The sequence below is a fragment of the Flavobacterium daemonense genome (genome assembly GCF_007341385.1).
Lineage (GTDB): Bacteria > Bacteroidota > Bacteroidia > Flavobacteriales > Flavobacteriaceae > Flavobacterium > Flavobacterium daemonense.
The window spans coordinates 128,112-153,850 of the sequence record NZ_VJYD01000008.1 but is presented as its reverse complement, the minus strand read 5'-3'; the positions used below and the strand labels follow the sequence as shown (position 1 = coordinate 153,850).

The window sequence follows — 25,739 nt, the reverse complement described above, 5'->3', positions numbered from 1 at the left end:
CGTTATTTGATATTTATACAGATTCATTTTTGAAAATTCAATAACGCATTTTTAGACGTTTTTTATTTTTTAAAAGGGTTTAGCATGAAAACAAAAACAAAAAACAAGTAAAATCAACATAAAAAATATCCAAAATAAAATACTACCCTAAAAAATTAGGGGGGGGGGGGTATAAATAAAATATTAAAAAATAAACCAAAACACAAAATAAAATCTTCACATTAAAAAAAGCAATTTCACAAAAACAAAATTCCTACAAAAATAAACCTACAAAACACCAAACAGTACTCTTAAAAAGAAGATTCAATTTCTCATTTTAGCAACAAAAAAAGCCCGTTCAAAACTGAACAGGCTTCATAAAAAACAGCAAGAATTTTTTCTATTCTTGGATATTATATTTTCTTAAAAACTCTCGAACTTTGATTCCAGATTCTTTTAAATCTTCATCTTTCCATTTTCCTTCTGATTTTGCAGATTTCTTCAAAATAGAACAAGTTTCATCTTTGTCAGAAACTGACCATGTAATCCAGCTCAATTTTCTGGATTCCATCCAATCGATATAGTCTTGCCAAGCTTTTATATTTAAAGGTCCGTCGCCAGAAGCTTCCATTCCCGCAGATTCAGAAACAAACACCGGCAATCCGGCTTTTATAGCGGCATCCGTTCGGTCGCGCAATTCTTTTCCATGCGTTGCGGCATAAAAATGCATCGTATACATTATATTATTGTATCCAACAATTGGGTCTTCAGCAGGGAGATTAATATCCTGATCCCAACGCGGACAACCGACCAAAATAACATTATTAGGATCGTTTTCTCTAATAATGCGAATGATCTCCTCGGCATATGATTTCACTTCCCACCAACTTTCATAATCTGGTTCATTAAAAACCTCATATATTATATTAGGGTATTTGCCGTATTTTTTTGACATCTCCGCAAAAAAAGCCGATGCTTCTTTCAAATTAATGTTATGACTATGCCAATCAATTATCACATAAATATCAGATTTGATAGCACCGTTTACAACTGCTTCAATTTTTTCTTTTGCAAACTGAGGATCTTTCATGTATGACATTTCGCCTAGCTCAATTCCAGTTGCCGCTCTCACCACATTGCAATTAAAATCTTTTTTCAACCAGCTAACTGCTTTTTCATTATAAAACCTTGGCCACATGCTATGCCAGCCAAAACTCAAGCCACGCAAAACAATTGGATCATTATTCTTGTCCACTAATTGAGTTCCGTTAACGCTCAGTTGTCCATGCTTTTTAACAAACTGAGCCTGCAAAACACAAGAAAACAGCAGCAAAACAGCAACATAAAATTGACTTTTAGATATCATAAATTAAAATTTAAGGTGTTAATCTAAGTGTAATTACATCATGTGAAGCAAGATCAGCAATAAAATTCTTTTTGGTCGTTCCTGCTTCTTTGTTTTTCCAAAGATCTTTTATTTTATAGGTTATTTTATTAAAATCGGCTTCATAGCCAAAATCAGCATCCTTAATTATTTGCTTTTTAAAATCGAAATTGATTTTTTTGGCAACATCGCTTCTGTTCAAGAAAGTAATTGCCCAATTTCCATCCGATAAAGGTTTTACCCAAACTTCTAAACCATCTTCGGCCGAATATTTAAAACCCTGAATACCTAATTTATCCTGATTAACAGCAATCAAATTTTTATTGGTCAAAATTGCCAGCGTTTCTTTCGACATTTTTCGGTAATCGTTTCCGGTAAACAAAGGCGACGCAAGCATGCACCACATAGCAAAATGTGATTTATCTTCTGTATCATTCATTTCATTTCCAACTTCCATCATATCAAAATCATTCCAATGATCCGGACCCGAATATTTTCGGATATCTTTTCGCATTTCGGCAATTTTCATAAATCCCCAAGATGACCAATTTTCCGGATGTTTGAATTCACAATCAAAACACGGATAAATATCACCAGAAATTCTCCAAAGATTCCCAACTGGCTTTCCCCATTCCCAAGGCTGATTATCACCCCATTCGCAAAGACTGAAAACAATTGGGCGACCTGCAGTTTTAAGCGCATTACTCATGGTTGTATAGGCTTCAGGAGCTGTAATTCCTTTTGTATTACACCAATCATACTTTAAAAAATCGATTCCCAATTTAGCGTAAAAACGAGCATCCTGATATTCATAACCACGCGTTCCCGGATATCCAGCACAAGTTTGAGTTCCGGCACAATTGTACAAACCAAATTTAAGCCCTTTGCTGTGCACATAGTCAATAACCGCTTTCATTCCGTTAGGAAATTTAGCAGGATCAGGAACAAGATCGCCGTTTGCATCACGCTCATGTGTCATCCATCCGTCGTCCAAAACAATATAATTATAACCTGCAGCTGCCAATCCTGACGAAACCATAATATCGGCAGTTTCTTTAACGAGTTTTTCATCAATATTAGTTCCGAAAGTATTCCAAGAGTTCCATCCCATTGGCGGCGTCATGGCTAAACCTTCAAATTTTCCTCCTGTTTGATTATGCGTATTTCCTTGTCCAAAACTCAAACACGAAACACACAAAGCAAATGCTGAAATGATTTTTTTCATTCTTCTTTAAATTTAAACCTTTTATAAAAAGATATTCCCTAATTAAAAATTAGGGAATATCTCAAACTAACTCAAAAAAAGCAATTATCTATTTTAACACAAATCCTAAATCGTCAAACAACACCGTGTTTCCGCCATCATTATTAGATTCTTGAAAAGTAACCATCCAAACACTTGTTGGGCTACCTAATTTATCTAAAGGAATCTCCATATAAACCCAACTTGTAGTTACCGGAATAACATAGTTTGCGCCACCATTCAAATTAAAATTAACCTGACCATTTTTAGTCCCTTTAACAGCAATTCTAAAGGCTTTATACTTTGACATATCAATATCAAAGCCCCAGTTTCCACCGTCCCAAGCGCCAAATTCCCATTTCCAAGATTTTTCTCCTTGATAAGAATCTTTATTATAGTCAAAATCCACACCTTTACCTGCCCACGGGCCACCCCATTGAGCCCCGTAAAGCTTATCATCATACAAAGCAGTTCCTATTGCTTCTTTAGAAACAGCTGTTCCAGAAATATTTGTCACGGCTAGATTTCTATAATTGGCATTTGCAGGGATTTTTACGACAATTTGTTCTAAGGTTGACGATACGATAGTAACTGGAACCTCTGGCAAAGTTTCTGTTTTAGCTAGAGTAACTTTTGGATTCAAAAAATATTTACCTTTAATAATTACCTCATCCCCTTCAGCACAATTGATAAAATTAAAACCGCTAAATGTTGGTACAGGCGGAGCAACCATAAAATCAAAAACTGCAGTTCCAGAATTTGTTACAACTTTCAATTGATTGGATGCATTTGCATAAGGTGTATTTTCATCAATCAATACGATGATATCAGTGTCCGTAACAAAAGTTGGTCTGAAATAAGTATCATAATCATTGAAATAGATTTTTTGTGTTGTCAAAAGACCTTTTCCATGAATTACATAATAATTTTTAGGATCCCCAACAGTAACTGGAACCAATGGCTTAACGCTTCCATCAGCATTATACCCTGAAGGCATTACCGACTCTATAACAGGTGCGCCAGTATAAACTGAAGCACTGTCGTCATTTGAGCATGAAGTAAAAAGTATTAAAGATAACACCCATGCTATACATGCCGTTAACGAAACAATTTTTAAATTTTTCATATTTTTATTTTTAAAAAATTATTTAAAAGTATACGGTGCTACTTCCGTTAATTTTGGATTTTTAATTAAATCATCTGCAGGATAAGGCAACAATAAGCTTGATGCAGTAATCGAAATGTGTTTTTCAGTTTCTCTGTCACCTCTATTTTGTGCTTCTAAAATCGCTTTAGCTTTAGCAAAAGGCAAACGTCCTAAATCGAAATAATAATCTCCTTCACAAGCTAACTCCGCCCGTCTTTCCTTAAATATATCATCAAAAGAAATTGATGTCTTTTCAGGAAGTCCAGCTCTTTTGCGAACTGCGTTGAATGATTTTAAAGCCAACGGATCTGTAGTGCTGCCTGTTTGTGATCCTAAAATAGCTTCTGCATGAATTAAAAGCAATTCTGCATAACGCATCATATAACTATTCATGCTGCTCTCTCCGTTAAAAGGCGCATTAAACGGACCAGTTATTGGAAGGTTTTCTTTTCCAATTACATATTTCTTCAAACCTGCACCAGATTTTTGTGCTTCATTTGCGATATCAAATGTATATCCTAAAACTTTTGGAGAATCAACATCAAGTGTTTTTGCATAAGTCAAATTTGGATAATAATCCCCAGGAAGCATAAATGTTTCTACCCTTCTTCTATCTCCATTTTCAAAAACATTATTGATTAAATCCTGAGATGGAGCAATCTGACCTGAATAAGTAGTTTCGACCAATCTGTTTTCAGGAGCAAATAATGTATTTGAAAAGTTACCTTCAAAGTAAGTTCCTGTTCCTGTCCATTGCCAAGAAAAAATAGACTCTTCGTTATTATTATTTTTCTGCAACCATAAATCGGCGAACGATTTTGTTGGCAAACTTTCTCCTCCTAATAATTTAAACTCACCGCTATTGATAACCTCCTGAGCCATAGCTTTTGCCAAATCATACTTTTTTTCATATAAATATACTTTTGCCAAAAATGCTTTTGCAGATCCACTTGAAACATGCGCATTTGCAGCATAATCCGAACCTCTATTTTTACTTCTTAAATTAGCGGCCGCAAATTTCAAGTCGTTTTCTATAAATTTATAAACATCTTCAACTGGATTACTTGGAATCACAAAGTTTTTAGAATAATCAGCATTGTTTTCGATAATTGGCACATTACCCCACAATCTAACTAAAAAGAAATAAGAAAAAGCTCTTATAAAATGTGCTTCTCCCAATGCATTATTCAAGGCTTCTTTGCTAACGTTTGGCCCAACACTTTGAGGTAAATTACTAATATAAGCATTAGAATTTGCGATGGCTCCAAAACAAGATCTCCACGCATCTGATATAAAAGATTGTGAATTTGTAAAACTCAAATCAGTAAACTTTCCAAAATCATTGTATTGACTTGCATACATGTTTCCAGAAATCACATCTGTAATACCATAGAAAGCAGATTTATTCATATTAAACCAAACAATACCATAAAGTCCGTTACTGGCATTGTCAAGCTTTAGATCAGAATCGTAATAATTTCCCACCGTTGGTGTTCCTTCTGCAGGCACATCAAGAAAATCTTGCGAACAAGATGATGAAATCAGCAAGATCAGCGCCATGGCAACAACACTGTTTATTTTTAGTATATTTTTCATATTATTTCGTATTAAAATTCAACATTAAATCCAAAAGTTATTTGTCTTGGAACCGGATAACGTCCATTATCAACACCAGACAACAACGCATCCTGGTTATAAGAACCTACTTCAGGATCATATCCTTTATATTTCGTGAAAGTATATAAGTTTGAACCGGTAACATAAAGTCTCAATCTTGACAATTGTAGTTTTGAGATCATATCAGAAGGCAATGAATAACCTAAAGTTACATTTTGAATTCTTAAATACGAGCCATCTTCGATATTGCGTGTTGAAATTGCATTATTGATATTATCATATGTCGAAGGTCTTGGCAAAGAAGCATTAATGTTTGATGCCGAATAAAAATCTGCTGCTTCAGTTAAATAATTCGTCCCCATATAGCTGTTCATTGTTCCTGACAAGCGTGTTAAGTTCATCAACTTATTTCCTGCAGTACCTTGAAGAAAAATAGATAAATCAACATTTTTATATTTAAAGTTATTAGTAAATCCATAAGTGAATTTAGGATTTGGATTTCCAATTGGCACTAAATCCTTCAAATCGATAACACCATCATTATTTTGATCTTTATAAATTACATCTCCTTTTTGAAAACTTGGCAATAATGAATTCGTTCCGTCTTTTAAAGGCACTTTTGTATTGCCTTGAGTGTAACCGTAAGTCAATAAATCCGCATCGGTTCTATAAATCCCCATCGCTTCGTAACCAATAAAAGAACCAATTGGCAAACCTTCCTGAGTTCTAGAAACTGTAACAGTATTATAAGCAAGCGTATTCATTGTTTTAACAATATTTAAACCTGCCATATCTTTAACTTCATTCACATATCTTGTAAAATTCACACTAGAATTCCATGAGAAATTTTCGCTGAATTTTTCAGTATAACCAAGAGTAATCTCAATACCTTTATTTTGCATGCTTCCAAGATTAAAATACGGAGGATTTACACCACCTTCATAATCTCCACCACCTGAAAGGAAGTTTGGCAACGGAACTTGATACAAGAAATTTTTGTTCACTTTTTTATATACATCTACTGTCGCTGTAAGCTTCGTATGAAACATATTAAAATCTAATCCTAAGTTGGTTTGATTTTGCGTTTCCCATTTCAAATCTTTATTAGGAGTATTTGACGGTAGGTAAGAAGTTCCCATTGAGCTATTAACTAAGTGCAAATTAGAGTCGTATAAATTGTTTCCAATTTGGTTGTTTCCTGTTTGTCCCCAACCCGCTCTAAGTTTTATTCCATCAACATATTTTTTAGTTCCTTCCATAAAACTCTCATTTGAAAGTTTCCATGAACCACTTACAGAACTAAATGTCCCCCATTTATTACCATAATAAAATTTTGAAGATCCATCAGTTCTTATTGAAGCAGAAATTCCATATCTATCAGCATAATCATAAACAACCCTTCCTAAATAAGAAGCTAATGTTTGACTTCCTGAATAAACACCGCTAGTTACTGCTTTAGACAAATCTGAAGCCGCAAGTGATTTGTCATTGTTATCTTTATAACCATATCCAGTTATAGAGTAACCTTCCCAATGTGATCTATTTGATTCTTGTACAGCTAGAATTGTAAAATTATGTTTTCCAATAGTATTTCTATAAGTAAGCATGTTTTTCAAGTTCCATGAATTACCCGTAGAAGGCCTGTAATACAAGTTTGCGTAACTTTTCACAGCGTTTCCTAAAGAATACATTGGATCAAATTGCTGCCCTAAATTATCATAGATATAACCACCAGCTTCAAAGCGATAATCTAAACCTTTGAATAAATCAATTTGAGTATAAAAATTTCCACTGTAATTTTTTCTTACCAATGTGTTAGAACCCAATAAAGAAACAGCAACCGGATTAACAAATGAGGTATTGCCTCCAGAAGGCGGTCCTGCAAAAGCACCTGATAATTCACGCACAGCAACATCTGGAGTTGCCAATAACGAAGTTGCGACAACTCCGTTAAACTGACCGTTTAATGTTAATTTTTCATCCGTAATGGCGCCACTTACGTTAACACCAACCTTGATAAATTTGTTTACTCTCGCATCAATATTACTTCTAAAATTATATCTTTTAAAACCTGATTCGATTACGATTCCCTCTTGATCTAAAACTCCTCCCGATATATAATAACTTATTCCCTCTTTACCACCAGAAAATGACAATTGGTTTGATTTCATAAATCCCGTTTCATAAATAGCATCTTGCCAGTCTGTACCTGGTCCTAAAAGCTCAGGATGTGCAAATTCAGGACGTTTCGCAGTAGGGTCATAAACATCTGCTAAAGCATTTTGGTGAATTGCATATTGCTGCAAATTCATTGAATGCAATTTTTTCGGAAGATTACTTATTGAATACGAATTTTCAAAAGATAATTTTCCCGTACCTTTTTTACCAGATTTTGTAGTTACAATCACGACACCATTCGCTCCTCGTGAACCGTAGATTGCAGTTGCAGAAGCGTCTTTCAAAATATCGATAGACTCTATATCACTAGGGTTAATCAATGCCAAAGGGCTTTGAGTAATATTACCATTATTAGAAAAGTTAGAATTTCCCTGAGCATTTCTTCCTGAGGTTGATGAATTTCGAGCATCACCAGAAATTGGCACACCATCGATTACGTACAAAGGTTCATTCGTACCAGTTAAAGAAGAAACACCTCTAATTCTCACAGAAACGTTACTTCCAGGCTCACCTGAATTACTGTTTACCACGACTCCGGCAGCTTTACCTTGCATCATTTGGTCAAACGAAACTACTTTTAAATTTTCAATATCTTTTGAGCTAATACTTGAAATAGCACTGTTTACGTCTTTTCTTTTTTGAGTACCATAACCAATAACTACAACATCTTTCAAATCTTCTACATTCGATTTTAAAACGACGTTAATTGTCTTTCTTCCTCCTACGGCTATCTTTTGAGGATGAAAGCCGATAAAAGAAAACACTAAAGTGCCATTTGCAGGAACTTCAATTGTATATTTTCCATCAAAATCTGTCGAAACATTCCCTTTTGATCCCTCAATAGTAATATTTGCACCCGGAATAAATACTCCGTTTTCATCAGAAACGGTTCCAGTTACTTTATTCTGAGCGGTAATAAAATTACTCAGTAACAAGAATAAAATCAATGGAACCGCTCTGTGGTTAGCGTTCCAATGAATAAAGTTAGTCATTAGTTTTTTCATAATAAGTGTTTGGTTAGTTTAAATTTGTTTTACTCATAATCAAGTAATAAAAAAAGGGTGTGATTTATTTTCTAAATTATTTAACAAATCTATAACAGAACAAAACATTAAATCGATAGTATTATATCATTTAATGATAATATTTTTACTATATCACTTTAAAAAAACATATATGAAAATAAAAACATAGATTAATTGCATTTTTCGCAATCACACCTCTTAAATCACTACTTCTTATAAATAAAAATGAACGAATTTGCAAAAAGCAAACGTTTTCGTTAAAAATAATATTTGTTTGTGAAAAAAAAGTATCACTATAAAATGCGTTTTAATCCAGAGAAATCTTCTCTATATTGACTAGGCGTACAATTTTTAATAGCTTTAAAACTGCGGTTGAAATTGGCGATATTATTAAATCCTGATTTAAAAGCAACCTCAGAAACGCTCATATCTTTTTCAACCAGCCAACGTGCCGCATATCCAATTCGGATGTCATTAATATAATTGACAAATGTTTTTCCGGTGCGTTTTTTAATAAATCGGTTAAAAGAAATTATTGACATACTGGCAACATTTGCAGCATCTTCTAAAGTAATTTTATCAGCGAAGTTTTTCTGGACATATTCATAAACCAGTTTCATTTTATCATAATCATCAAACGTATCATAATCTACAGTATAAGTCGAAAGTAAACGTTGATTTCTGGAATTGGCAAGATCATACAATAAGGAAGTAATTTCTAAAAAATAGTCCATACCATCAAGTTTAGAAAGCCTTACGAGTCGTGGCGTTAATTCTTCGGCTACTTTTTTAGAAAACAAAATGCCATGAATCGAACGATTAAACATATCCCGAATTGGGTTCATAATTCGTCTTGACAATAACGATTCATGAAATAAATCGTTATGAAACTGAATGGTAATTTCATGTATTTTTTTGCTTGTACATTTATGCAATTCCCAACCGTGATATAAATTCGGACCAATTAAAACCAACTCAACATTGTCAATTTCTTCGATATTATCTCCCACAACACGCTTCACCCCTTTTCCGTTCAAGATGAAATTAATCTCAAACTCTGGATGATAATGAACCGGAAAATCAAAGCTGTCTTTAACTCGGTCAAAAACCAAAAAACTGTCTCCAGCAGACAGCGGTGCTATTTCTCTGTAAAAATTTTTAGTAGTGCTCATATCTATAAAAAGCTATTTCATGAAGTAATTGAATCAATTTTGACTGCAATAATATGATATATAATTGATAAAATAATATTAATTACACGATAAACATCCAATTATCTTTGAAAAATAGAATTATCAATTTTTTAAAAACGGTATTAATAATAAACATTAATCCTTTTTTATAGAATATCTTTTTAAAGTTTTAATAATTTTATCTAGAAAACAATAATGAATTGTCGATTGAAAATCGAAGTGCAAAAACGCATTCTCAGTCTCTGAATTTGTGGCTTTTACGTCCAAAAACAATATAAAACCAGAATGAAAAGAAACATACTTACCTTGATTATTGCCTTATTTATAGGAACTTCATGTTCTTCAAAAGATCGCAACAGTAATACTAATTTGTCACTTTCAGATAAAAAAGCGACACCAGAAACCGTCGCACTTTATAAAAAGCTAGGTCAATTAACGCAAAAAGGATATATGTTCGGGCATCAAGATGATCTTGCATACGGCGTAAATTGGAAGTATGAAAACGGCCGAAGCGATGTAAAAGAAACCGTTGGCGATTATCCTGCCGTTTATGGCTGGGATATTGCCGGCATCGAAAAAGGCAATCCTAAAAATATTGACGGCGTTCCGTTTGACAAAATGAAACAGTTTATAAAAGAAGCCAATGAAAGGGGTGGCATTTCAACTATAAGCTGGCATTTTGATAATCCTGCAACAGGAAAAGATGCTTGGGATAATACGCCAAATTCATTAAAAACAGTCTTGCCCGGCGGCCAAAATCACAAAAAATTCACTTCTTGGCTTGATAATGCGGCAACATTCTTTTTGTCTTTAAAAGATAAAAACGGGAAAAATATTCCGATACTTTTTAGACCGTATCATGAACTTACCGGAGGCTGGTTTTGGTGGGGAAAAGGCAACACAACGCCTGAAGATTTCAAAACTTTATGGAAATTCACAATTGAATATCTTCAGAAAAAAGGTGTTCATAATTTAATATACATCTACAATACGAGCAGTTTTGGCAGCAAAGAAGATTTTTTAGCCAATTATCCAGGCGACAATTATGCTGATATTTTGAGTTTTGACAGTTATCAAAATGATGATGACAAAGACGGAAAAAAATTCGTTGAAGAAGTTCAGAATCAGCTTAAAATTGTAAACGAAATTGGGCTTGAAAAACACAAATTAATTGCCCTTGCTGAAGCTGGCTACGAAGCAATTCCAGATCCAAAATGGTGGACCGGAACTTTAAATAAAGCTATTGGCGATTACAAAATATCATATGTTTTACTATGGAGAAACCATGGATGGAAGGAAAAAGAACAAAAAATGCATTATTATGCTCCATATCCCGGACAAGTCAGCGAAAAAGATTTTATAGATTTTTATAAGCTCGACAAAACGCTATTTGAAAAAGACATAAAAAATTAAAAAACGTAAAAAATTATTAAACACCCCCTAATCTAAATCACAACCTTTAAAAAGTACTCAATGCACGACAAAATTAATTTAAAAGAAAAAATCGGTTACGGTCTCGGAGATGCTGCTTCATCAATGTTCTGGAAAATTTTCAGCATGTACCTTCTCTTTTTCTACACCGATGTTTTCGGAATTGCACCTGCTGTCGTAGGAACCATGTTTTTAATTACTAGAATCTGGGATTCTTGTTTTGATCCCATCGTAGGAATCATTGCAGACAGAACAAAAACAAAATGGGGAAAATTCAGGCCTTATTTATTGTGGGTTGCCGTGCCTTTTGCCGTAATTGGAGTTTTGACTTTTTACACACCAGATTTTGATGAAAAAGGAAAAATCATCTATGCTTACGTGACGTATTCTTTAATGATGATGATTTATTCGTTGATCAATGTTCCGTATGCTTCGCTTTTAGGCGTAATGTCGTCTGACCGAAAAGAAAGAACAACGTTGTCTTCTTACCGAATGGTTTTTGCTTTTGGCGGAAGTCTCTTGGCACTTTGGCTAATTGAGCCTTTAGTGAATTATTTCGGCGGAAGCCTAAATTCTAAAACAGGCTGGCTGGCAACAATCGCTGTTTTCGGTGTTATTACGACAGCCTTTTTCTGGGCTTGCTTTTTCTTCACCAAAGAAAGAGTCAAACCTATTGAAAATGAGCAATCCAACTTAAAAGAAGATTTAAAAGATTTATGGAAAAATAAACCTTGGTGGATTTTATTAGGAGCAGGAATTGGAACTTTGGTCTTTAATTCCATTAGAGATGGCGCTGCCGTTTATTATTTCAAATATTACGTAAGCAGTTCTGTTAACTTCGATTTTTCACTGTTTGGAACTGATTTTCACATGGCGCCCACTTCTATTTATTTAGTATTGGGTCAGGCAGCAAATATCATCGGTGTTATTTTGGCAACTCCTATCGCAAATAAAATCGGCAAGAAAAAAACCTTTTTTGGCGCCATGGCGATTGCTTCAATTTTGAGCTTGGTATTCTATTTCTTCGGAAAAGAAGATGTTTTCCTAATCATGACTTTCCAAATTTTGATCAGCATTTGCGCGGGCTGTATTTTTCCGTTAATCTGGTCAATGTATGCAGACAGTGCCGATTATTCTGAATGGAAACAAGGACGCCGTGCAACAGGTTTGGTTTTCTCGGCTTCATCAATGTCTCAAAAATTTGGATGGACAATTGGCGGTGCAGGAGCTGGATGGCTTTTGGGTTATTACGGCTTTCAGGCCAATGTCGAACAAACTGCTACAGCACAACACGGAATTCAATTAATGTTAAGCATACTTCCTGCAATCGCAGCAGCAATATCAGTCGGCTTTATTTTATTCTATCCTTTATCAGAAGAAAAACTGCAAACGATCGAACAAGATTTAAACGAAAAAAGAGACCAAAAAATTTAAAAACGAATCAGATACAGAAACGAAAATATATGACAACAATAAAATCTTCAGCTGTTTTTCAGGACCGAAAAACAGCGTTAGAAAAAGAATATAAAGTACTCGTAGAGCAAAAAAACGCTCCCGAAGAAAATGCTGGAAACGGAATTTATCAGCGTTATAAAAACCCGGTTGTTACTGCAGCTCACGTGCCTTTGAACTGGCGTTTTGACTTAAACGAAAAAACAAATCCATTTTTGCAGGAAAGAATCGGAATGAATGCTGCGTTCAACGCAGGCGCAATGAAATGGAACGGAAAATATCTGCTTGCCGTGCGTGTGGAAGGAATCGACAGAAAGTCTTTTTTCGCTATTGCGGAAAGTCCAAATGGTGTGGATAATTTTAAGTTTTGGGAAAAACCATGTATCATTCCACAAACAGAAAATCCAGATACGAATGTATATGACATGCGTTTGATCAACCATGAAGACGGCTGGGTTTATGGTATTTTTTGTACTGAAAGAAAAGATCCAAAAGCACCAAAAGGCGATACAAGTTCGGCTGTAGCCAATGCTGGAATTGTGCGTTCTAAGGATTTGGTAAATTGGGAAAGACTTCCTGATTTAATTTCAAATACTGGACAACAACGAAATGTAGTTTTACATCCAGAATTCGTTAACGGAAAATATGCTTTATATACGCGCCCACAAGATGGTTTTATTGATGTTGGCGCTGGTGGCGGAATTGGTTTAGGCTATGTTGACGACATGACAAATCCAATTGTAAAAGATGAAAAAATCATCTTCGGAAAACAATATCATACAATTTACGAACTAAAAAATGGTCTAGGTCCTGCTCCTATAAAAACCGAAAAAGGTTGGTTGCATCTGGCTCACGGCGTTCGCAATACCGCTGCAGGATTGCGCTATACGTTATACATGTTCATGACCGATTTGAATGACATTACAAAGGTTACGCACGTTCCGGCAGGGCATTTTATGGGGCCAGAAGGAATTGAAAGAGTTGGTGATGTATCAAATGTTTTGTTTTCAAACGGATGGATTGAAGACAGCGACGGAACAGTTTATATTTATTACGCATCCTCAGACACCAGAATGCATGTTGCGGTTTCATCGGTTGCAAAACTTGTTGATTATGTGACTAATACACCAGCTGATACCTTTATTTCTGCAGGTTCTGTAGAAACAATAATCAGTCAAATTGAAAAAAATAACGCAATATAATTCATCGTGTCGCCAAAACTAAAGCAATTAAAATCTGAACTTTCAGCAGAACTGGATTCCATTTTAAAATATTGGTCAAAACATACTATTGACAATCAAAATGGCGGTTTTTATGGTCAGATTGATTTTGAAGAACACATAATCGCTAATACCGAAAAAGGTGCTGTTTTAAACGCCCGAATTTTATGGTCATTTTCAGCTAGTTATCAGATTACCAAAAATGAAGAACATAAAAAATTTGCCGAAAGAGCTTTTGATTTTCTTTCAAAATATTTTTATGACTTAGAATTTGGCGGTTTATTTTGGAGTATCAATGTTGATAAAACGCCAAAAGACACTAAAAATCAAATTTACGCTTTGGCTTTTGCGATTTACGGATTATCTGAATATTATGTTATTTCGAAAGATGAAAAAGCTTTAGAAATAGCTATCAATGTATATTTAAAAATTCAAGAACATAGTTTTGACCCTGAAAACAAAGGCTATTTCGAAGCTTTAACGCGCGAGTGGCAACCTATTGCCGATTTGCGTTTGAGCGACAAAGATGCCAACGAAAAAAAGACCATGAACACACATTTGCACATTGTTGAGGCGTATGCAAATTTATTTAAGGTTTGGAAAGACAAGGCGCTTCAAAATGATATTTTTCAGTTGCTGGAAACCATTCACAAGTATTTCATCAATACAGAAACGGGACATTTGCGTTTGTTTTTTGACGAAAATTGGATCGAAAAACCAGATGTAGTTTCGTACGGACATGATATTGAAGCAGCGTGGCTCTTGTTGCAATGTGCCGAAATATCAGAAGACAATAGTTTGATTTCGCGCTATAAAAAACACGCCGTTTTAATGGCCGAAGTCACGCAGGAAGGCCTTGATTCCGATGGAGGTTTATGGTATGAATTTGACCCAAAAAACAATGAATTAGTTGCCGAAAAACATTGGTGGGTTCAAGCCGAAGCTTTAATTGGTTTTTATAACGCCTATCAATTAACAGGCGACGAAAAGTATCTTAATATTGTTTTTAAAAACTGGGATTTTATCAAAAAACACATTCTCGACAAACAAAACGGAGAATGGTTTTGGGGAATTTATCGCGACTATTCGCTGATTGAAAAAGACAAAGCCGGTTTCTGGAAATGTCCGTATCATAACAGCCGTGCGTGTTTGGAGCTTATTCAGAGAATAAAAGATTAAAAAACATTGCAATCGCACTTATTATTGAATTAAAATATTGATTATGAAAACACTCTTCTTTTTTTGTTCGTTATTTCTAGCTACAATAACAAATGCACAGACCAATTTGGTAAAAAATGGCGGTTTTGAAACAGATCTTCTTAATTGGAGAGGCGAAGAAAATGCCGCACTTTCTCCATTTGAAAAGAAAACCGGAAAAAACAGTGCCGTAATCAATCAATTTGTTGGTGCCGAATGGAAAGCTTTGGACCAAATTATTACGTTGCCTAAAAATAGTTATGCTTTAGAAATAAGCGCTTGGATAAAATCTGATGCTATCGAAGCTCAAAAAGAATCTTATAAAACCGGCGCAATAATCGTCGAATTCACAAATTCTGCTGATAAAAAAATCAGTGCAGAAACAATTGGTCAAGCTTCAGGCACAACAAATTGGACTCCGTTTAAAAAGATACTAAAAGTACCCGCAGAAGCCAAAAAAATAAGAATCATGTTGGCTTTGGCGCAGACAAATGGAACTGTTTTTTTTGATGATATAAAAGCAACCACGCTTTCAGAAGAAGAATATCGCAAATCCGCTCCCACTGCAGTTTTAGAATAAATATAGAAACATATTCATGCAATCCAAGAAAAGAATTTCGGTTCGATAAATCACGATTTAACTGCACTTTACATCAATTTTAGACAAATTCAGCATCAAAAAATATTACCTATCAAAACCACCAAAGCAGGATTAGCTCCTAAAATATCATATGAAAAACAGATTATTAAAAACCCTTTCTTTAACGATAATTTTCTTGGCACTTTCTTGTCAGGCGCAGGAACGAATTACAGTAAAAGGAACGCAATTTTACAAAGGAAACAAACCTTACTCTTACATTGGAACCAATTATTGGTATGGAAGTTTATTGGCTTCAAAAAAAGTGGGCGATAGAAAACGCTTGTTACGCGAACTCGATTTGATGCAGAAAAATGGTATTGATAATTTAAGAATCCTTGTTGGCGGTGACGGCGGAAAATACGATTTTACGGTTCGACCAGCTTTGCAATATGAACAAGGAAAATATGACCAAGATTTGCTTGATGGATTGGATTTTCTGATCAACGAAATGAGCAAACGAAAAATGTATGCGGTTTTGTATTTAACCAATAACTGGGAATGGTCTGGCGGTATGTCGCAATATTTGGAATGGAATGGCAAAGGTCCGGTTCCTGTTCCGGGCATTGCGCCAAATACTTGGCCTCAGTTTATGGCTTATACAGAACAATTTCACAGTTGTGAGCCTTGTATGAAAGCTTTAGAAAATCACGTGAAGTTTATAATGGGAAGAACAAATGCCTATTCTCATAAAAAATATACGGAAGATAATACGATTATGGCGTGGCAAGTTGGGAATGAACCAAGACTTTTTACAGTCGAAAACGAAGCAAAATTTACAGTTTGGCTAAACAATATTGTAAATTTAATGGACAGTTTAGACAAAAATCATTTGATCTCAACAGGTTCTGAAGGCTTGAACAGCTCGAATGATGATATCGGAATTTTTGAACGAACACATCAAAATCCGAATATTGATTATTTGACTATGCATATTTGGCCAAAAAACTGGAATTGGTTTAAAGCTGATAATGCTGAGAAAACAATGCCAACTACTCTTGAAAATGCCGGAAAATATATCGACAAACATGTTGCGGTGGCAAATCATCTGAAAAGACCTATTATTATTGAGGAATTTGGTCTTCCGAGAGAAAATGAAAATTTAACAGCCTCTTCATCGATTGCAAATCGAGATATTTTTTACAATTATATTTTTAGCCGAGTTGCTGAAAGCGTTAAAAATAATGGTCCGTTGCAGGCTGCAAATTTTTGGGGTTTTGGCGGCGAAGGAAAAGCCGTCAATGAAACCGGAAAATGGAATCCAGGTGATCCATTGACTACAGATCCTGCGCAAGAGCCACAAGGCTTGAATTCGGTTTTTTCTTCGGATAAATCGACTTTGGATATTGTAAAGAAATATAATTTACAATTGAAAAAATAAGAATATTTCGACTGTAAACTGGATGTAGACGCACTGCTGTGCGCCTCTACGGACTAACAAAATCGAAATCTGATGAAAAAATATAACATGAAAAAATCACTTTACCTTTTTTGCGTATTACTTTGTGCAAACTTTTCCTTTGCTCAAAAGAAGCAAGGGTTTGTTTTAACTTCTCCAAACGGAAAAATTGAAGTAAAAATTTCGGTTAACGACAAAATCAGCTGGACAATCTCTCATGAAAAAGATTTGATTTTAGCCCCGTCATCAATGTCTATGACTTTAGATGAAAATCAAATTTTAGGAAAAAATCCGGTCGTTTTAAATTCGAAAAAAGAAGCCGTAAATACTTCATTTGAAACTCCGTTTTACAAAAAGAAATCAGTCCAAAACAAATACAATCAACTGACTATTAACTTTAAAAATGATTTCAGCATTGAATTTCGTGTTTTTGATGATGGCGCTGCATATCGTTTTACAACCAAAAAGAAAAAAGATATCACGGTAAAATCAGAAGAAGTAGTTTTGAATTTTGATCACGATTACAGCACTTTAATGCCTTATGTGAGAGATTTAAGAAACCCGAAAGACTCTTATATTTCCTCTTTTGAAGCGCATTATGAAAACAAAAAAATAAGCGAATTTGCAAAAGATACTTTGGCGTTTCTGCCGTTTTTAATTGATTATCAAAACCATAAAAAAGCTGTTTTTCTGGAAGCAGATTTAAACGATTATCCCGGATTATTTGTAACCAATAATAAAAATAAAACAGGTTTTGAATCTCGTTTTTCTAAATATCCAATTCAGGAATCTAACGGCGGTTTCAACAATATTAACCGGTTAATTACAGAGCGCGCTGATTATTTGGTTAAAACCAAAGGAACGCGAACTTTTCCTTGGCGAGCGATTATAATTTCTGAAAATGATTCGGCTTTAGCCAATAATGATATGGTTCAGAAATTAGCCGAACCTTCAAAAATAAAAGACCTCTCATGGATAAAACCCGGCAAAGTAGCGTGGGATTGGTGGAACGACTGGAACATTTATAATGTTGATTTCAAGGCGGGAATCAACACTCAGACATATAAATATTACATTGATTTTGCATCAAAAAACAAAGTCGAATATATTGTTTTGGATGAAGGTTGGAGTGTTGAAAGCGACATTATGAAACACAATCCGAATGTCGATTTAAAAGCTTTGATCGCCTACGCGAAAGAGCGAAATGTCGGCATTATTTTGTGGGCTTCATGGATGGCTTTAACCAAAGACACTGAAGGTGTTTTTGAAAACTATGCAAAACTTGGAATTAAAGGTTTTAAAGTAGATTTTTTAGATCGCGATGATGCAAAAATGGTGAATTCGGTTTACGACATTGCACAAAAAGCGGCTGATAAAAAATTGGTTTTAGATTTCCACGGTATGTATAAACCAACCGGAATTCAAAGAACGTTTCCTAATATTTTAAATTTTGAAGGCGTAAAAGGTTTAGAAAACAATAAATGGACGCCAAATGATGATGTTCCATTATATGATTGTACAATTCCGTTTATCAGAATGATGGCCGGCCCAATGGATTATACGCCCGGCGCCATGCGAAACGCAACAAAAAGCGAGTTCAAACCAAGTCATTCTAATCCGATGAGTCAGGGAACAAGATGTCATCAACTGGCGCTTTATACGATTTTTGAAGCACCTCTGCAAATGATGGCCGACAGTCCGACAGCTTACATGAAAGAGCAAGAAAGCACCGATTTTATTGCTCAAGTTCCGACTACTTTTGACGAAACCGTTTCACTAAACAGCGAAGTTGGAAAATTTGTTACGATTGCCCGAAAAAAAGGAAATACATGGTATTTAGGCGCAATCACAAATTGGGATTCCAGAGACATAACAATTGATTTTTCTTTCCTTGAAAAAGGTAAAAAATTCCAAGCCGAAATTTTCTCAGACGGTTTAAACGCCGATAAAGCAGCCGTTGATTATAAAAAAGAAATAATTACGGTTGATTCGACAACGAAATTAACGTACCACTTGGCAAATGGTGGCGGATTGGCGATGATTATAAAATAAAATGCCGTAAAATGTTTTCTTGTGAAATGTGAAACGTAAGATGTGAAATAATCAATTAAACACAAAAAACCCGACAGGTTTTTAAAACCTGTCGGGTTTATATTTATGAGGCAAACTAGACGTAGACGCACTGCTTTGCGTCTCTACGATTATGTATTTTTACGAATTCACAATTTATAATTCACAATTCACAATTAAGATAAAATCGTCTCAATCGCATTCAATTCATCATGCGAAAAGTCTGTATTTTGTAGACAGTCAATGTTATTACACAATTGTTTAACGGAACTAGCGCCAATTAAAACAGATGTAATTCGTTTGTCTTTTTGCAGCCAAGCCAAAGCCATTTGTGCCAAAGATTGGTTTCTATTTTGAGCAATTTCATTCAGCTGAATTAATTTCTGAATTCTTTCCTGCGTAACCTCATCTTCTCTCAAGTGTCCGTTTGGATTGTGAGCACGTGAATTTTCTGGAATTCCGTTTAAATATTTATCAGTCAAAAGTCCTTGTGCCAAAGGTGAAAATGCAATGCAGCCCACTCCTTTTTCTTCTAAAACATCTAATAATCCATCTTCAACCCATCGCTGCAACATCGAGTATTTAGCTTGATGAATCAAACACGGCGTTCCCAATTGTTTCAAAACATCAACCGCAACACGAGTCTGCTCCGCCGAATAATTACTAATTCCGACATACAATGCTTTTCCGCTTCTTACAGCGTGATCTAATGCCATCATTGTTTCTTCAATAGGAGTTTCAGGATCAGGACGATGCGAATAGAAAATATCAACATAATCAACATTCATCCGCTTTAAACTTTGATCCAAGCTCGAAAGCAAATATTTTCTAGAACCCCAATCTCCATAAGGTCCTTTCCACATGGTGTAACCCGCTTTTGTCGAAATCACGATCTCATCACGCAAATTTCCCTGAAAATTATGCCATAATATTTTACCAAAATTCTCCTCTGCAGAGCCCGGAACTGGACCATAATTATTAGCCAAATCAAAATGAGTAATTCCTTTATCAAAAGCTTCAATAGCAATACTTTCTGCATTTTCAAAACTATCTACCGAGCCAAAGTTGTGCCACAATCCTAAGGAAATTTCAGGTAGCAATAACCCGCTTTTTCCACATCTGTTATATTTCATTATTTTAAGGTTGGAAGTTTAATAGGTTTTAAAGGTAAAAAAATATCGAAAGCTATTAATTTAAAAAGTTGTGTTTTTTTAATCTCGCAAAGTTGCGAAGTCGCGAAGTTTTTTTTAATAAAATTTGAATTGCGTCCAGCTTTAGCTGGATGAAAATATAAAACAATTAAAAGGCTTTAGCCAAACCTATAAAGTTTGGCTAAAGCCTTTTCTAACTTCAAATCTTATTCCCCTAGCTAAAGCTAGGGGCTATTCAAAAAAAATTTGAACCTCTGTCCCTTTGCAACTTTGAACCTCAAAAAGAGCTACTCTTTTATCTCAAAACCACTCAGCAAACCTTTATCAGAGCTTCCTCCAACCATGATTTTAAAAGTTCCCGGTTCAACCAAATACTTTCCTTCGTTATTATAAAAACCAAGTTCCTTGTCAGTTAAAGTAAATGTTACCGTTTTAGTTTCTCCTTTTTTAAGATTTACCAATTCAAAACCTTTTAATTCTTTAATTGGACGAACGATGCTTGCAAATTCATCGTGAATATATAATTGCACCACTTCTTTTCCGTCATAATTTCCTGAGTTTGTCACCTCAACGCTTACCTCAACTTTTTCTCCTTTTGCGAAAGCAGTTTTATTCAATTTCAAGTTTTTATATTCAAAAGTCGTATAGCTCAAACCAAAACCAAACGGAAATTGAGGCGTTTTCTCCACATCCATATAATGCGACCAGAACACATTTTTATCGCTGTCGGTTGGTCTTCCTGTGCTGTATTTGTTGTAATAAATTGGAACCTGACCCACATTTCTTGGAAATGACATTGGCAATTTCCCACTTGGGTTATAATCTCCGTATAAAACCTGCGCAACCGCATTTCCAGTTTGCGTTCCCAAATGCCAAGCCTCAATAATTGCCGGAACATTTTCGGCTGCCCATGGAATACTCAACGGACGCCCATTATTCAAAACCAAAACTACATTCGGATTAACTTTATAAACTTCTTCTAACAATTCCTGCTGCAAACCAGGCAAATTCAAATCCGTTCTACTTCTTCCCTCACCACTCTGGAAACCGTATTCTCCCAAAACCATTACTACAATATCAGCATTTTTTGCGGCTGTTTTTGCTGCTTCAAAGCCGCTTTTGTCTGTTGTATTGAAAACCGTTTCTGTTAAAAATGTTGCTTTTTGTTTCAATAAATCAGCACCTTTTTCAAACACCAATTGATTACCTTTATATTGCTGCATTCCTTCTAAAACCGAAACAGCAGTATTATCATCAGCCGCAATTCTCCAGCTTCCTAGCGGACTGTTTTTATCATTTGCCAAAGCACCAATCAAAGCAATTTTTTGTCCCGATTTTTTTAGCGGAAGCAAATTCTTTTCGTTCTTCAATAAAACGATCGATTTCTTCGCCATGTCTAAAACACCGTCATTATTGGCTTTGCTTCCAACAACTTCTTTTTCGCGCTTTTCATCACAATATCGGTACGGATCATCAAATAATCCCAATTCAAATTTCACACGTAAAATTCTTCTAACAGCATCATCAACCAAAGATTCTTTTACTTTTCCAGATTTTACCAAATCAACTAATTTGGCAACATACAAATACGATTCCATATCCATGTCAGAACCTGCAATCACCGCTTTTGCAGTTGCATCAGCTTCATCTTTTGCATATCCGTGCGCAATCATTTCACGAATCGAAGCATAATCCGAAATCACAAATCCGTCGAACTTCCATTTTCCTTTTAAAATATCTCTTTGCAAAAATGCATTTCCTGTTGCCGGAACACCATTTAAAGTATTAAACGAATTCATAAACGTACGAACTCCCGCCTCGACAGTCGCTTCAAAAGGAGGCAAAACCGAATTATACAATTTAGAATTGCTGATATCCACAATATTATATTCCAATCCCGCTTCAACATAACCATAAGCGGCAAAGTGTTTCGCACAAGCTGCAATCGTATTTACTTTAGCCAAATCGGCAACAGTTTCACCTTGAAAACCTTTTACTCTCGCATAACCTATTTTGCTACCCAAATACGGGTCTTCACCCGCACCTTCCATCACACGTCCCCAACGCGCATCGTTTGCAACGTCAACATTTGGACCAAAAGTCCAATTAATTCCTGATGCCGAAGCTTCATCTGCCGCAATCGCTGCCGACTTTTTAATCGCTTCTAAATCCCAACTCGCCGCTTCTGCCAGCGGAATCGGGCTTAACGTTTTATAGCCATGTATTACGTCAAAACCAATAATTAACGGAATTCCCAAACGCGTTTCTTCCACAGCAATTTTCTGCACCGCACGAACTTCTTTCACACCACGCACCGTCAGCATCGAGCCAACCAATCCTTTCCGCAGATGTTCGTATTTTAATTCGGCAGTTCCACCTTTTGGCGCTGGACCTGTAACGTCCCAAAAGCCATTATATTGGTTCATCTGCCCCACTTTTTCCTCTAAAGTCATCAAAGGCAAAAGCAAATCAATGCGTTCTTCAATCGTCTTATTTTTATCCAAATACGGCTTTTTTTGTGCAATCATTTTTCCAACAGTAAACAGGGACAAAACCCCAATAATTATTATTTTTTTATTTTTCATAAGTGGCTCGGTTAGTTTCATAATATGGGCGTGTCCCTCCGGGTCGGGCTATCCGTTTCAAGTCCTCGCACTTCCTTCGTCAGGCTCCGGGCTTTCCACTGCTATCCCTCACGCGAACGGTTTCATTAAAACTTTTTAACTTCTTGTTTTCAACACACCGTTTTGTCATTCCGAGGAACGAGGAATCTCCACGAGTAGCTCGACAAAGATTGGTGATTTTGTTTGTGAAGTTTCTTGCGGAGATTCCTCGTTCCTCGGAATGACAAAAAATGCGCAAAATCTAAATCTTTCTTCTTGACTCTTTCATCTTTAAAAGTCTAAAATCAAATCACTCCGTAATAAAACACGAAGCTGGCAAATTCACTTTATTAAACAAATCTGACTGTATCGTATTTCCCCAAGCAAATCTCGCTTTTATTGGGTTCGGCACTTTTTTAGAAATTAAAACAACCTGATTATTTTTTATAGAAGCTTCAGCAGGAAAGAAACTCCCATCGGCTCCCGCTAACTCAAATTGATTCGAAATTTTATTAGCAAAATGCAAACCGTCAGCGTAATCAAAAGAAACGGTGACTTTATTTTTCTCGATTTTAAAATCTTTAAAAAGTGGTCCGTTTACTAAATTTGAATTTAGTCCCGATACTTCGGGATATGTTTCGGCAAGCGCCAAATTAGCCAAACGAATTCCCACCGATTTTTTATTCTTTGGATGAATATCAATCGTATCTGAAATATCTGAAGTCAAAACCATTCCTGTTTTCGGAACTTCATTCAAAATTTTTCTTTGCGAATTTCGAACCGTAACATTCGAGAAATTATTGCTTCCAGTTTTAAATGGCGCAATCTGAACGTAGTAAAAAGGAAATTCGTCATTCCAAGCTTTTCTCCACGAAGTAATCAAAGCCGACAAAGTCTTATCATAAACCAAAGAACCAACATTCGATTCACCTTGATACCAAAGCGTTCCCGCAATTTTAAATCCAACAAAAGGATAAATCATCGCATTGTAAGCACGCCCAGGCTGACGCGGGCCGTATTCTTGTTCGTTTAGTTTTTTGGCATTTTCTAATAAAACTGCGTCATTATTAACAACTTCTTCCGGCATCCAGATTTCAGCGGGAGTTCCGCCCCAATTCGAAGAAATTAATCCGATTGGAACATTTTTTAAATCTTCGCGAAGACGTTTGGCAAAAAAGTAGCCAATCGCGCTAAAATATTTCATGGTTTCTGGCGTTGATTCAACCCAATTTCCAAGTAAATTATTTTGTGGACTTGTAGCAGTTAATTTCGGAACCGTAAAAAAACGAATATTAGGATTCGTAGCATTTTTCATTTCTTCTTCTCCATTGTCAATTCCCCAACTTGCAGACATTTCCATATTCGATTGCCCTGAACAAAGCCAAACTTCGCCAATCAAAATATTTTTCAAAACCACTTCATTATAGCCTTTTATTGAAATTGTAAAAGGTCCGCCAGCTTCTGGAGTTTTAATCAATATTTCCCATTTCGCCTGATTGTTCGCAACGGTTTTATATTCTTGATTATTCCAACCCGAAACTAATTTGATTTCTTCTTTAGGGTTTGCCCAACCCCAAATCTTAACTTCAGAGTTGCGTTGCAAAACCATATTATCGCTAAAAATATTCGGAAGGGAAACATTTGCCATCATTGTACTGGAAATCAACAGAAAGAAAACAAACTTAAAAATATTATTTTTCATTTAGCAACTTTTTTAAAAACGGCCCATATTGATCTGCCATAACTTTTTGATCAGCCACATCTGGATGGCCTAAACAGCCTTTTGGCGTCATTGGTTTGAATTTGAAAATTTTGATTTCTTTATGTGCTTTATCATTCGCGAAAGCGCTTTTAACTTTATTCAGACAATCTTCAAAAACTATAGCACGATCGCCATTTACCATTGGACTGTTTGTGATTACAATTTGCGCTTTTGGATTATGCTGGTAAAGCATTTTTATAAAATTGATATAATTCGAAACATATTTTTCGGCGTTAAAAGGTAATCTTTCTTTTTTGCCGTCTCCGGTAGAAAAATCATTTGTTCCTAGAGCAATGCTGATAATATCGGGCTGAAAAGCAAAATCATATTTAGGTTTTGAATTGTCTTTTGTCAAATATAAATTCTGATATACATCTGGCATTATGGCTTCATCTTTATTTTCGTCGTTCCAATTTCGGTACATTCCAATTCCAGAAACCGAACTCGTCAAATAATCCACATCAATTGCTCTTGAAAGTGTTGGGCCGTAAGCATAATACCCGTTATGATGATCCATGTATTCACCTTTATCACAATCAACCGAATCACTTGCGGCAGCGCAGGTAATTGAATCGCCAATAAATTCGATTTTCGTTTTCTTTTTTGAAGAAATTATAGTCAGTTTTGCAGTTGTCCCGGCAAATAAAATACCTCCTGTATGTGCTTCGGTATTCTTATAAATTTCGAGACGATGCTCTTTAGATTTATTTGTTGCTTTTATTGGAAAAGACTGCACTGCACCTTTTTCAATTTTAATTTTTCCAAGATATTTACCATCTAAAACCAAAACCACATAATTATGATGCTCATAAGAATCAACACTTTGAAGCGAAATCGAACATTCATTCCCAGTAAAATTAAATGAAACCGAAGAAGCTGTTCCAATCAAGATAACTTGATCATTCTGAAGTTTTTCGATTCGGCCTTCATATAAAAAAGTTTTGGTTTGATTTTGATTTTGCGAAACACAAGCGGTTGCAATCAGCAAAAACGAAATTAAAAATGGTATTTTTTTAAGAAACATAGGTTATTTGTTAAAATATAAATAGGA

General features: G+C 35.3%; 17 protein-coding genes. 7 read left to right on the top strand and 10 right to left on the bottom strand.

Annotation, left to right across the window (positions count from 1 at the left end):
* Positions 1–379 precede the first annotated feature (379 nt).
* The 6 genes from FND99_RS12255 to FND99_RS12230 form a co-directional block, all read right to left on the bottom strand.
* On the bottom strand, positions 380–1,345 hold the full coding sequence (locus FND99_RS12255) for a glycoside hydrolase family 5 protein (protein WP_144338248.1): 966 nt from the start codon (positions 1,343–1,345) through the stop codon (positions 380–382).
* A gap of 10 nt (positions 1,346–1,355) precedes the next feature.
* A complete protein-coding gene (locus tag FND99_RS12250) occupies positions 1,356–2,588 on the bottom strand; it encodes a glycoside hydrolase family 27 protein (protein WP_144338247.1) in 1,233 nt (410 codons plus the stop codon).
* A gap of 88 nt (positions 2,589–2,676) precedes the next feature.
* A complete protein-coding gene (locus FND99_RS12245) occupies positions 2,677–3,732 on the bottom strand; it encodes a hypothetical protein (protein WP_144338246.1) in 1,056 nt (351 codons plus the stop codon).
* Between the two features lie 18 nt (positions 3,733–3,750).
* Positions 3,751–5,349 carry a RagB/SusD family nutrient uptake outer membrane protein gene (locus FND99_RS12240; RefSeq protein WP_144338245.1) on the bottom strand — a complete coding sequence of 533 codons (1,599 nt, stop codon included), beginning with the start codon at positions 5,347–5,349 and terminating at the stop codon, positions 3,751–3,753.
* 11 nt (positions 5,350–5,360) lie between these two features.
* The gene (locus FND99_RS12235; RefSeq protein WP_144338244.1) at positions 5,361–8,552 is read right to left on the bottom strand and encodes a SusC/RagA family TonB-linked outer membrane protein; all 3,192 of its coding nucleotides are present in this window, start codon (positions 8,550–8,552) and stop codon (positions 5,361–5,363) included.
* A gap of 314 nt (positions 8,553–8,866) precedes the next feature.
* Positions 8,867–9,745, bottom strand: a complete 879-nt coding sequence (locus FND99_RS12230; RefSeq protein WP_144338243.1) for a helix-turn-helix domain-containing protein — start codon at positions 9,743–9,745, stop codon at positions 8,867–8,869.
* A gap of 306 nt (positions 9,746–10,051) precedes the next feature.
* Between FND99_RS12230 and FND99_RS12225 the strand changes: the two genes are divergently transcribed.
* The 7 genes from FND99_RS12225 to FND99_RS12195 all read left to right on the top strand — a co-directional run bounded on the left by FND99_RS12225 (position 10,052) and on the right by FND99_RS12195 (position 19,154).
* Entirely contained in the window at positions 10,052–11,179 is a 1,128-nt protein-coding gene (locus FND99_RS12225) for a glycoside hydrolase family 26 protein (RefSeq protein ID WP_144338242.1), read from the top strand.
* 60 nt (positions 11,180–11,239) lie between these two features.
* Positions 11,240–12,631, top strand: a complete 1,392-nt coding sequence (locus tag FND99_RS12220; protein WP_144338241.1) for an MFS transporter — start codon at positions 11,240–11,242, stop codon at positions 12,629–12,631.
* Positions 12,632–12,660: 29 nt separating this feature from the next.
* Complete coding sequence (locus tag FND99_RS12215) at positions 12,661–13,851, top strand: glycoside hydrolase family 130 protein (protein WP_144338240.1); 1,191 nt, start codon at positions 12,661–12,663, stop codon at positions 13,849–13,851.
* 6 nt (positions 13,852–13,857) lie between these two features.
* Positions 13,858–15,048 (top strand): AGE family epimerase/isomerase, encoded by a 1,191-nt coding sequence (locus FND99_RS12210; RefSeq protein WP_144338239.1) that lies wholly within the window; start codon positions 13,858–13,860, stop codon positions 15,046–15,048.
* Between the two features lie 43 nt (positions 15,049–15,091).
* Positions 15,092–15,646 carry a hypothetical protein gene (locus FND99_RS12205; protein WP_144338238.1) on the top strand — a complete coding sequence of 185 codons (555 nt, stop codon included), beginning with the start codon at positions 15,092–15,094 and terminating at the stop codon, positions 15,644–15,646.
* A gap of 151 nt (positions 15,647–15,797) precedes the next feature.
* A complete protein-coding gene (locus FND99_RS12200; RefSeq protein ID WP_144338237.1) occupies positions 15,798–17,084 on the top strand; it encodes a glycoside hydrolase 5 family protein in 1,287 nt (428 codons plus the stop codon).
* 87 nt (positions 17,085–17,171) lie between these two features.
* Positions 17,172–19,154 (top strand): glycoside hydrolase family 97 protein, encoded by a 1,983-nt coding sequence (locus tag FND99_RS12195; RefSeq protein ID WP_144338236.1) that lies wholly within the window; start codon positions 17,172–17,174, stop codon positions 19,152–19,154.
* 194 nt (positions 19,155–19,348) lie between these two features.
* On the opposite strand, the gene mgrA is transcribed toward FND99_RS12195, so the two are convergent.
* The 4 genes from mgrA to FND99_RS12175 form a co-directional block, all read right to left on the bottom strand.
* Positions 19,349–20,305 (bottom strand): L-glyceraldehyde 3-phosphate reductase, encoded by a 957-nt coding sequence (mgrA, locus tag FND99_RS12190; RefSeq protein WP_144338235.1) that lies wholly within the window; start codon positions 20,303–20,305, stop codon positions 19,349–19,351.
* Between the two features lie 305 nt (positions 20,306–20,610).
* The gene (gene bglX, locus FND99_RS12185; protein WP_144338234.1) at positions 20,611–22,908 is read right to left on the bottom strand and encodes a beta-glucosidase BglX; all 2,298 of its coding nucleotides are present in this window, start codon (positions 22,906–22,908) and stop codon (positions 20,611–20,613) included.
* A gap of 328 nt (positions 22,909–23,236) precedes the next feature.
* Positions 23,237–24,628 (bottom strand): sialate O-acetylesterase, encoded by a 1,392-nt coding sequence (locus FND99_RS12180; protein ID WP_144338233.1) that lies wholly within the window; start codon positions 24,626–24,628, stop codon positions 23,237–23,239.
* Positions 24,618–25,712, bottom strand: a complete 1,095-nt coding sequence (locus FND99_RS12175) for an SGNH/GDSL hydrolase family protein (protein ID WP_144338232.1) — start codon at positions 25,710–25,712, stop codon at positions 24,618–24,620. Before FND99_RS12175 ends, FND99_RS12180 begins: the two co-directional genes overlap by 11 nt.
* Between the last annotated feature and the right edge of the window lie 27 nt (positions 25,713–25,739).

Bases quoted from the DNA above. Each gene is read 5' to 3' on its own strand.
- FND99_RS12250 (WP_144338247.1), bottom strand. From the start codon at position 2,588: ATGAAAAAAATCATTTCAGCATTTGCTTTGTGTGTTTCGTGTTTGAGT.
- FND99_RS12175 (WP_144338232.1), bottom strand. From the start codon at position 25,712: ATGTTTCTTAAAAAAATACCATTTTTAATTTCGTTTTTGCTGATTGCA.
- FND99_RS12180 (WP_144338233.1), bottom strand. From the start codon at position 24,628: ATGAAAAATAATATTTTTAAGTTTGTTTTCTTTCTGTTGATTTCCAGT.
- FND99_RS12230 (WP_144338243.1), bottom strand. From the start codon at position 9,745: ATGAGCACTACTAAAAATTTTTACAGAGAAATAGCACCGCTGTCTGCT.
- FND99_RS12200 (WP_144338237.1), top strand. From the start codon at position 15,798: ATGAAAAACAGATTATTAAAAACCCTTTCTTTAACGATAATTTTCTTG.
- FND99_RS12205 (WP_144338238.1), top strand. From the start codon at position 15,092: ATGAAAACACTCTTCTTTTTTTGTTCGTTATTTCTAGCTACAATAACA.
- FND99_RS12240 (WP_144338245.1), bottom strand. From the start codon at position 5,349: ATGAAAAATATACTAAAAATAAACAGTGTTGTTGCCATGGCGCTGATC.
- FND99_RS12235 (WP_144338244.1), bottom strand. From the start codon at position 8,552: ATGAAAAAACTAATGACTAACTTTATTCATTGGAACGCTAACCACAGA.
- FND99_RS12245 (WP_144338246.1), bottom strand. From the start codon at position 3,732: ATGAAAAATTTAAAAATTGTTTCGTTAACGGCATGTATAGCATGGGTG.
- bglX (WP_144338234.1), bottom strand. From the start codon at position 22,908: ATGAAAAATAAAAAAATAATAATTATTGGGGTTTTGTCCCTGTTTACT.
- FND99_RS12255 (WP_144338248.1), bottom strand. From the start codon at position 1,345: ATGATATCTAAAAGTCAATTTTATGTTGCTGTTTTGCTGCTGTTTTCT.
- mgrA (WP_144338235.1), bottom strand. From the start codon at position 20,305: ATGAAATATAACAGATGTGGAAAAAGCGGGTTATTGCTACCTGAAATT.
- FND99_RS12225 (WP_144338242.1), top strand. From the start codon at position 10,052: ATGAAAAGAAACATACTTACCTTGATTATTGCCTTATTTATAGGAACT.
- FND99_RS12220 (WP_144338241.1), top strand. From the start codon at position 11,240: ATGCACGACAAAATTAATTTAAAAGAAAAAATCGGTTACGGTCTCGGA.
- FND99_RS12215 (WP_144338240.1), top strand. From the start codon at position 12,661: ATGACAACAATAAAATCTTCAGCTGTTTTTCAGGACCGAAAAACAGCG.
- FND99_RS12195 (WP_144338236.1), top strand. From the start codon at position 17,172: ATGAAAAAATCACTTTACCTTTTTTGCGTATTACTTTGTGCAAACTTT.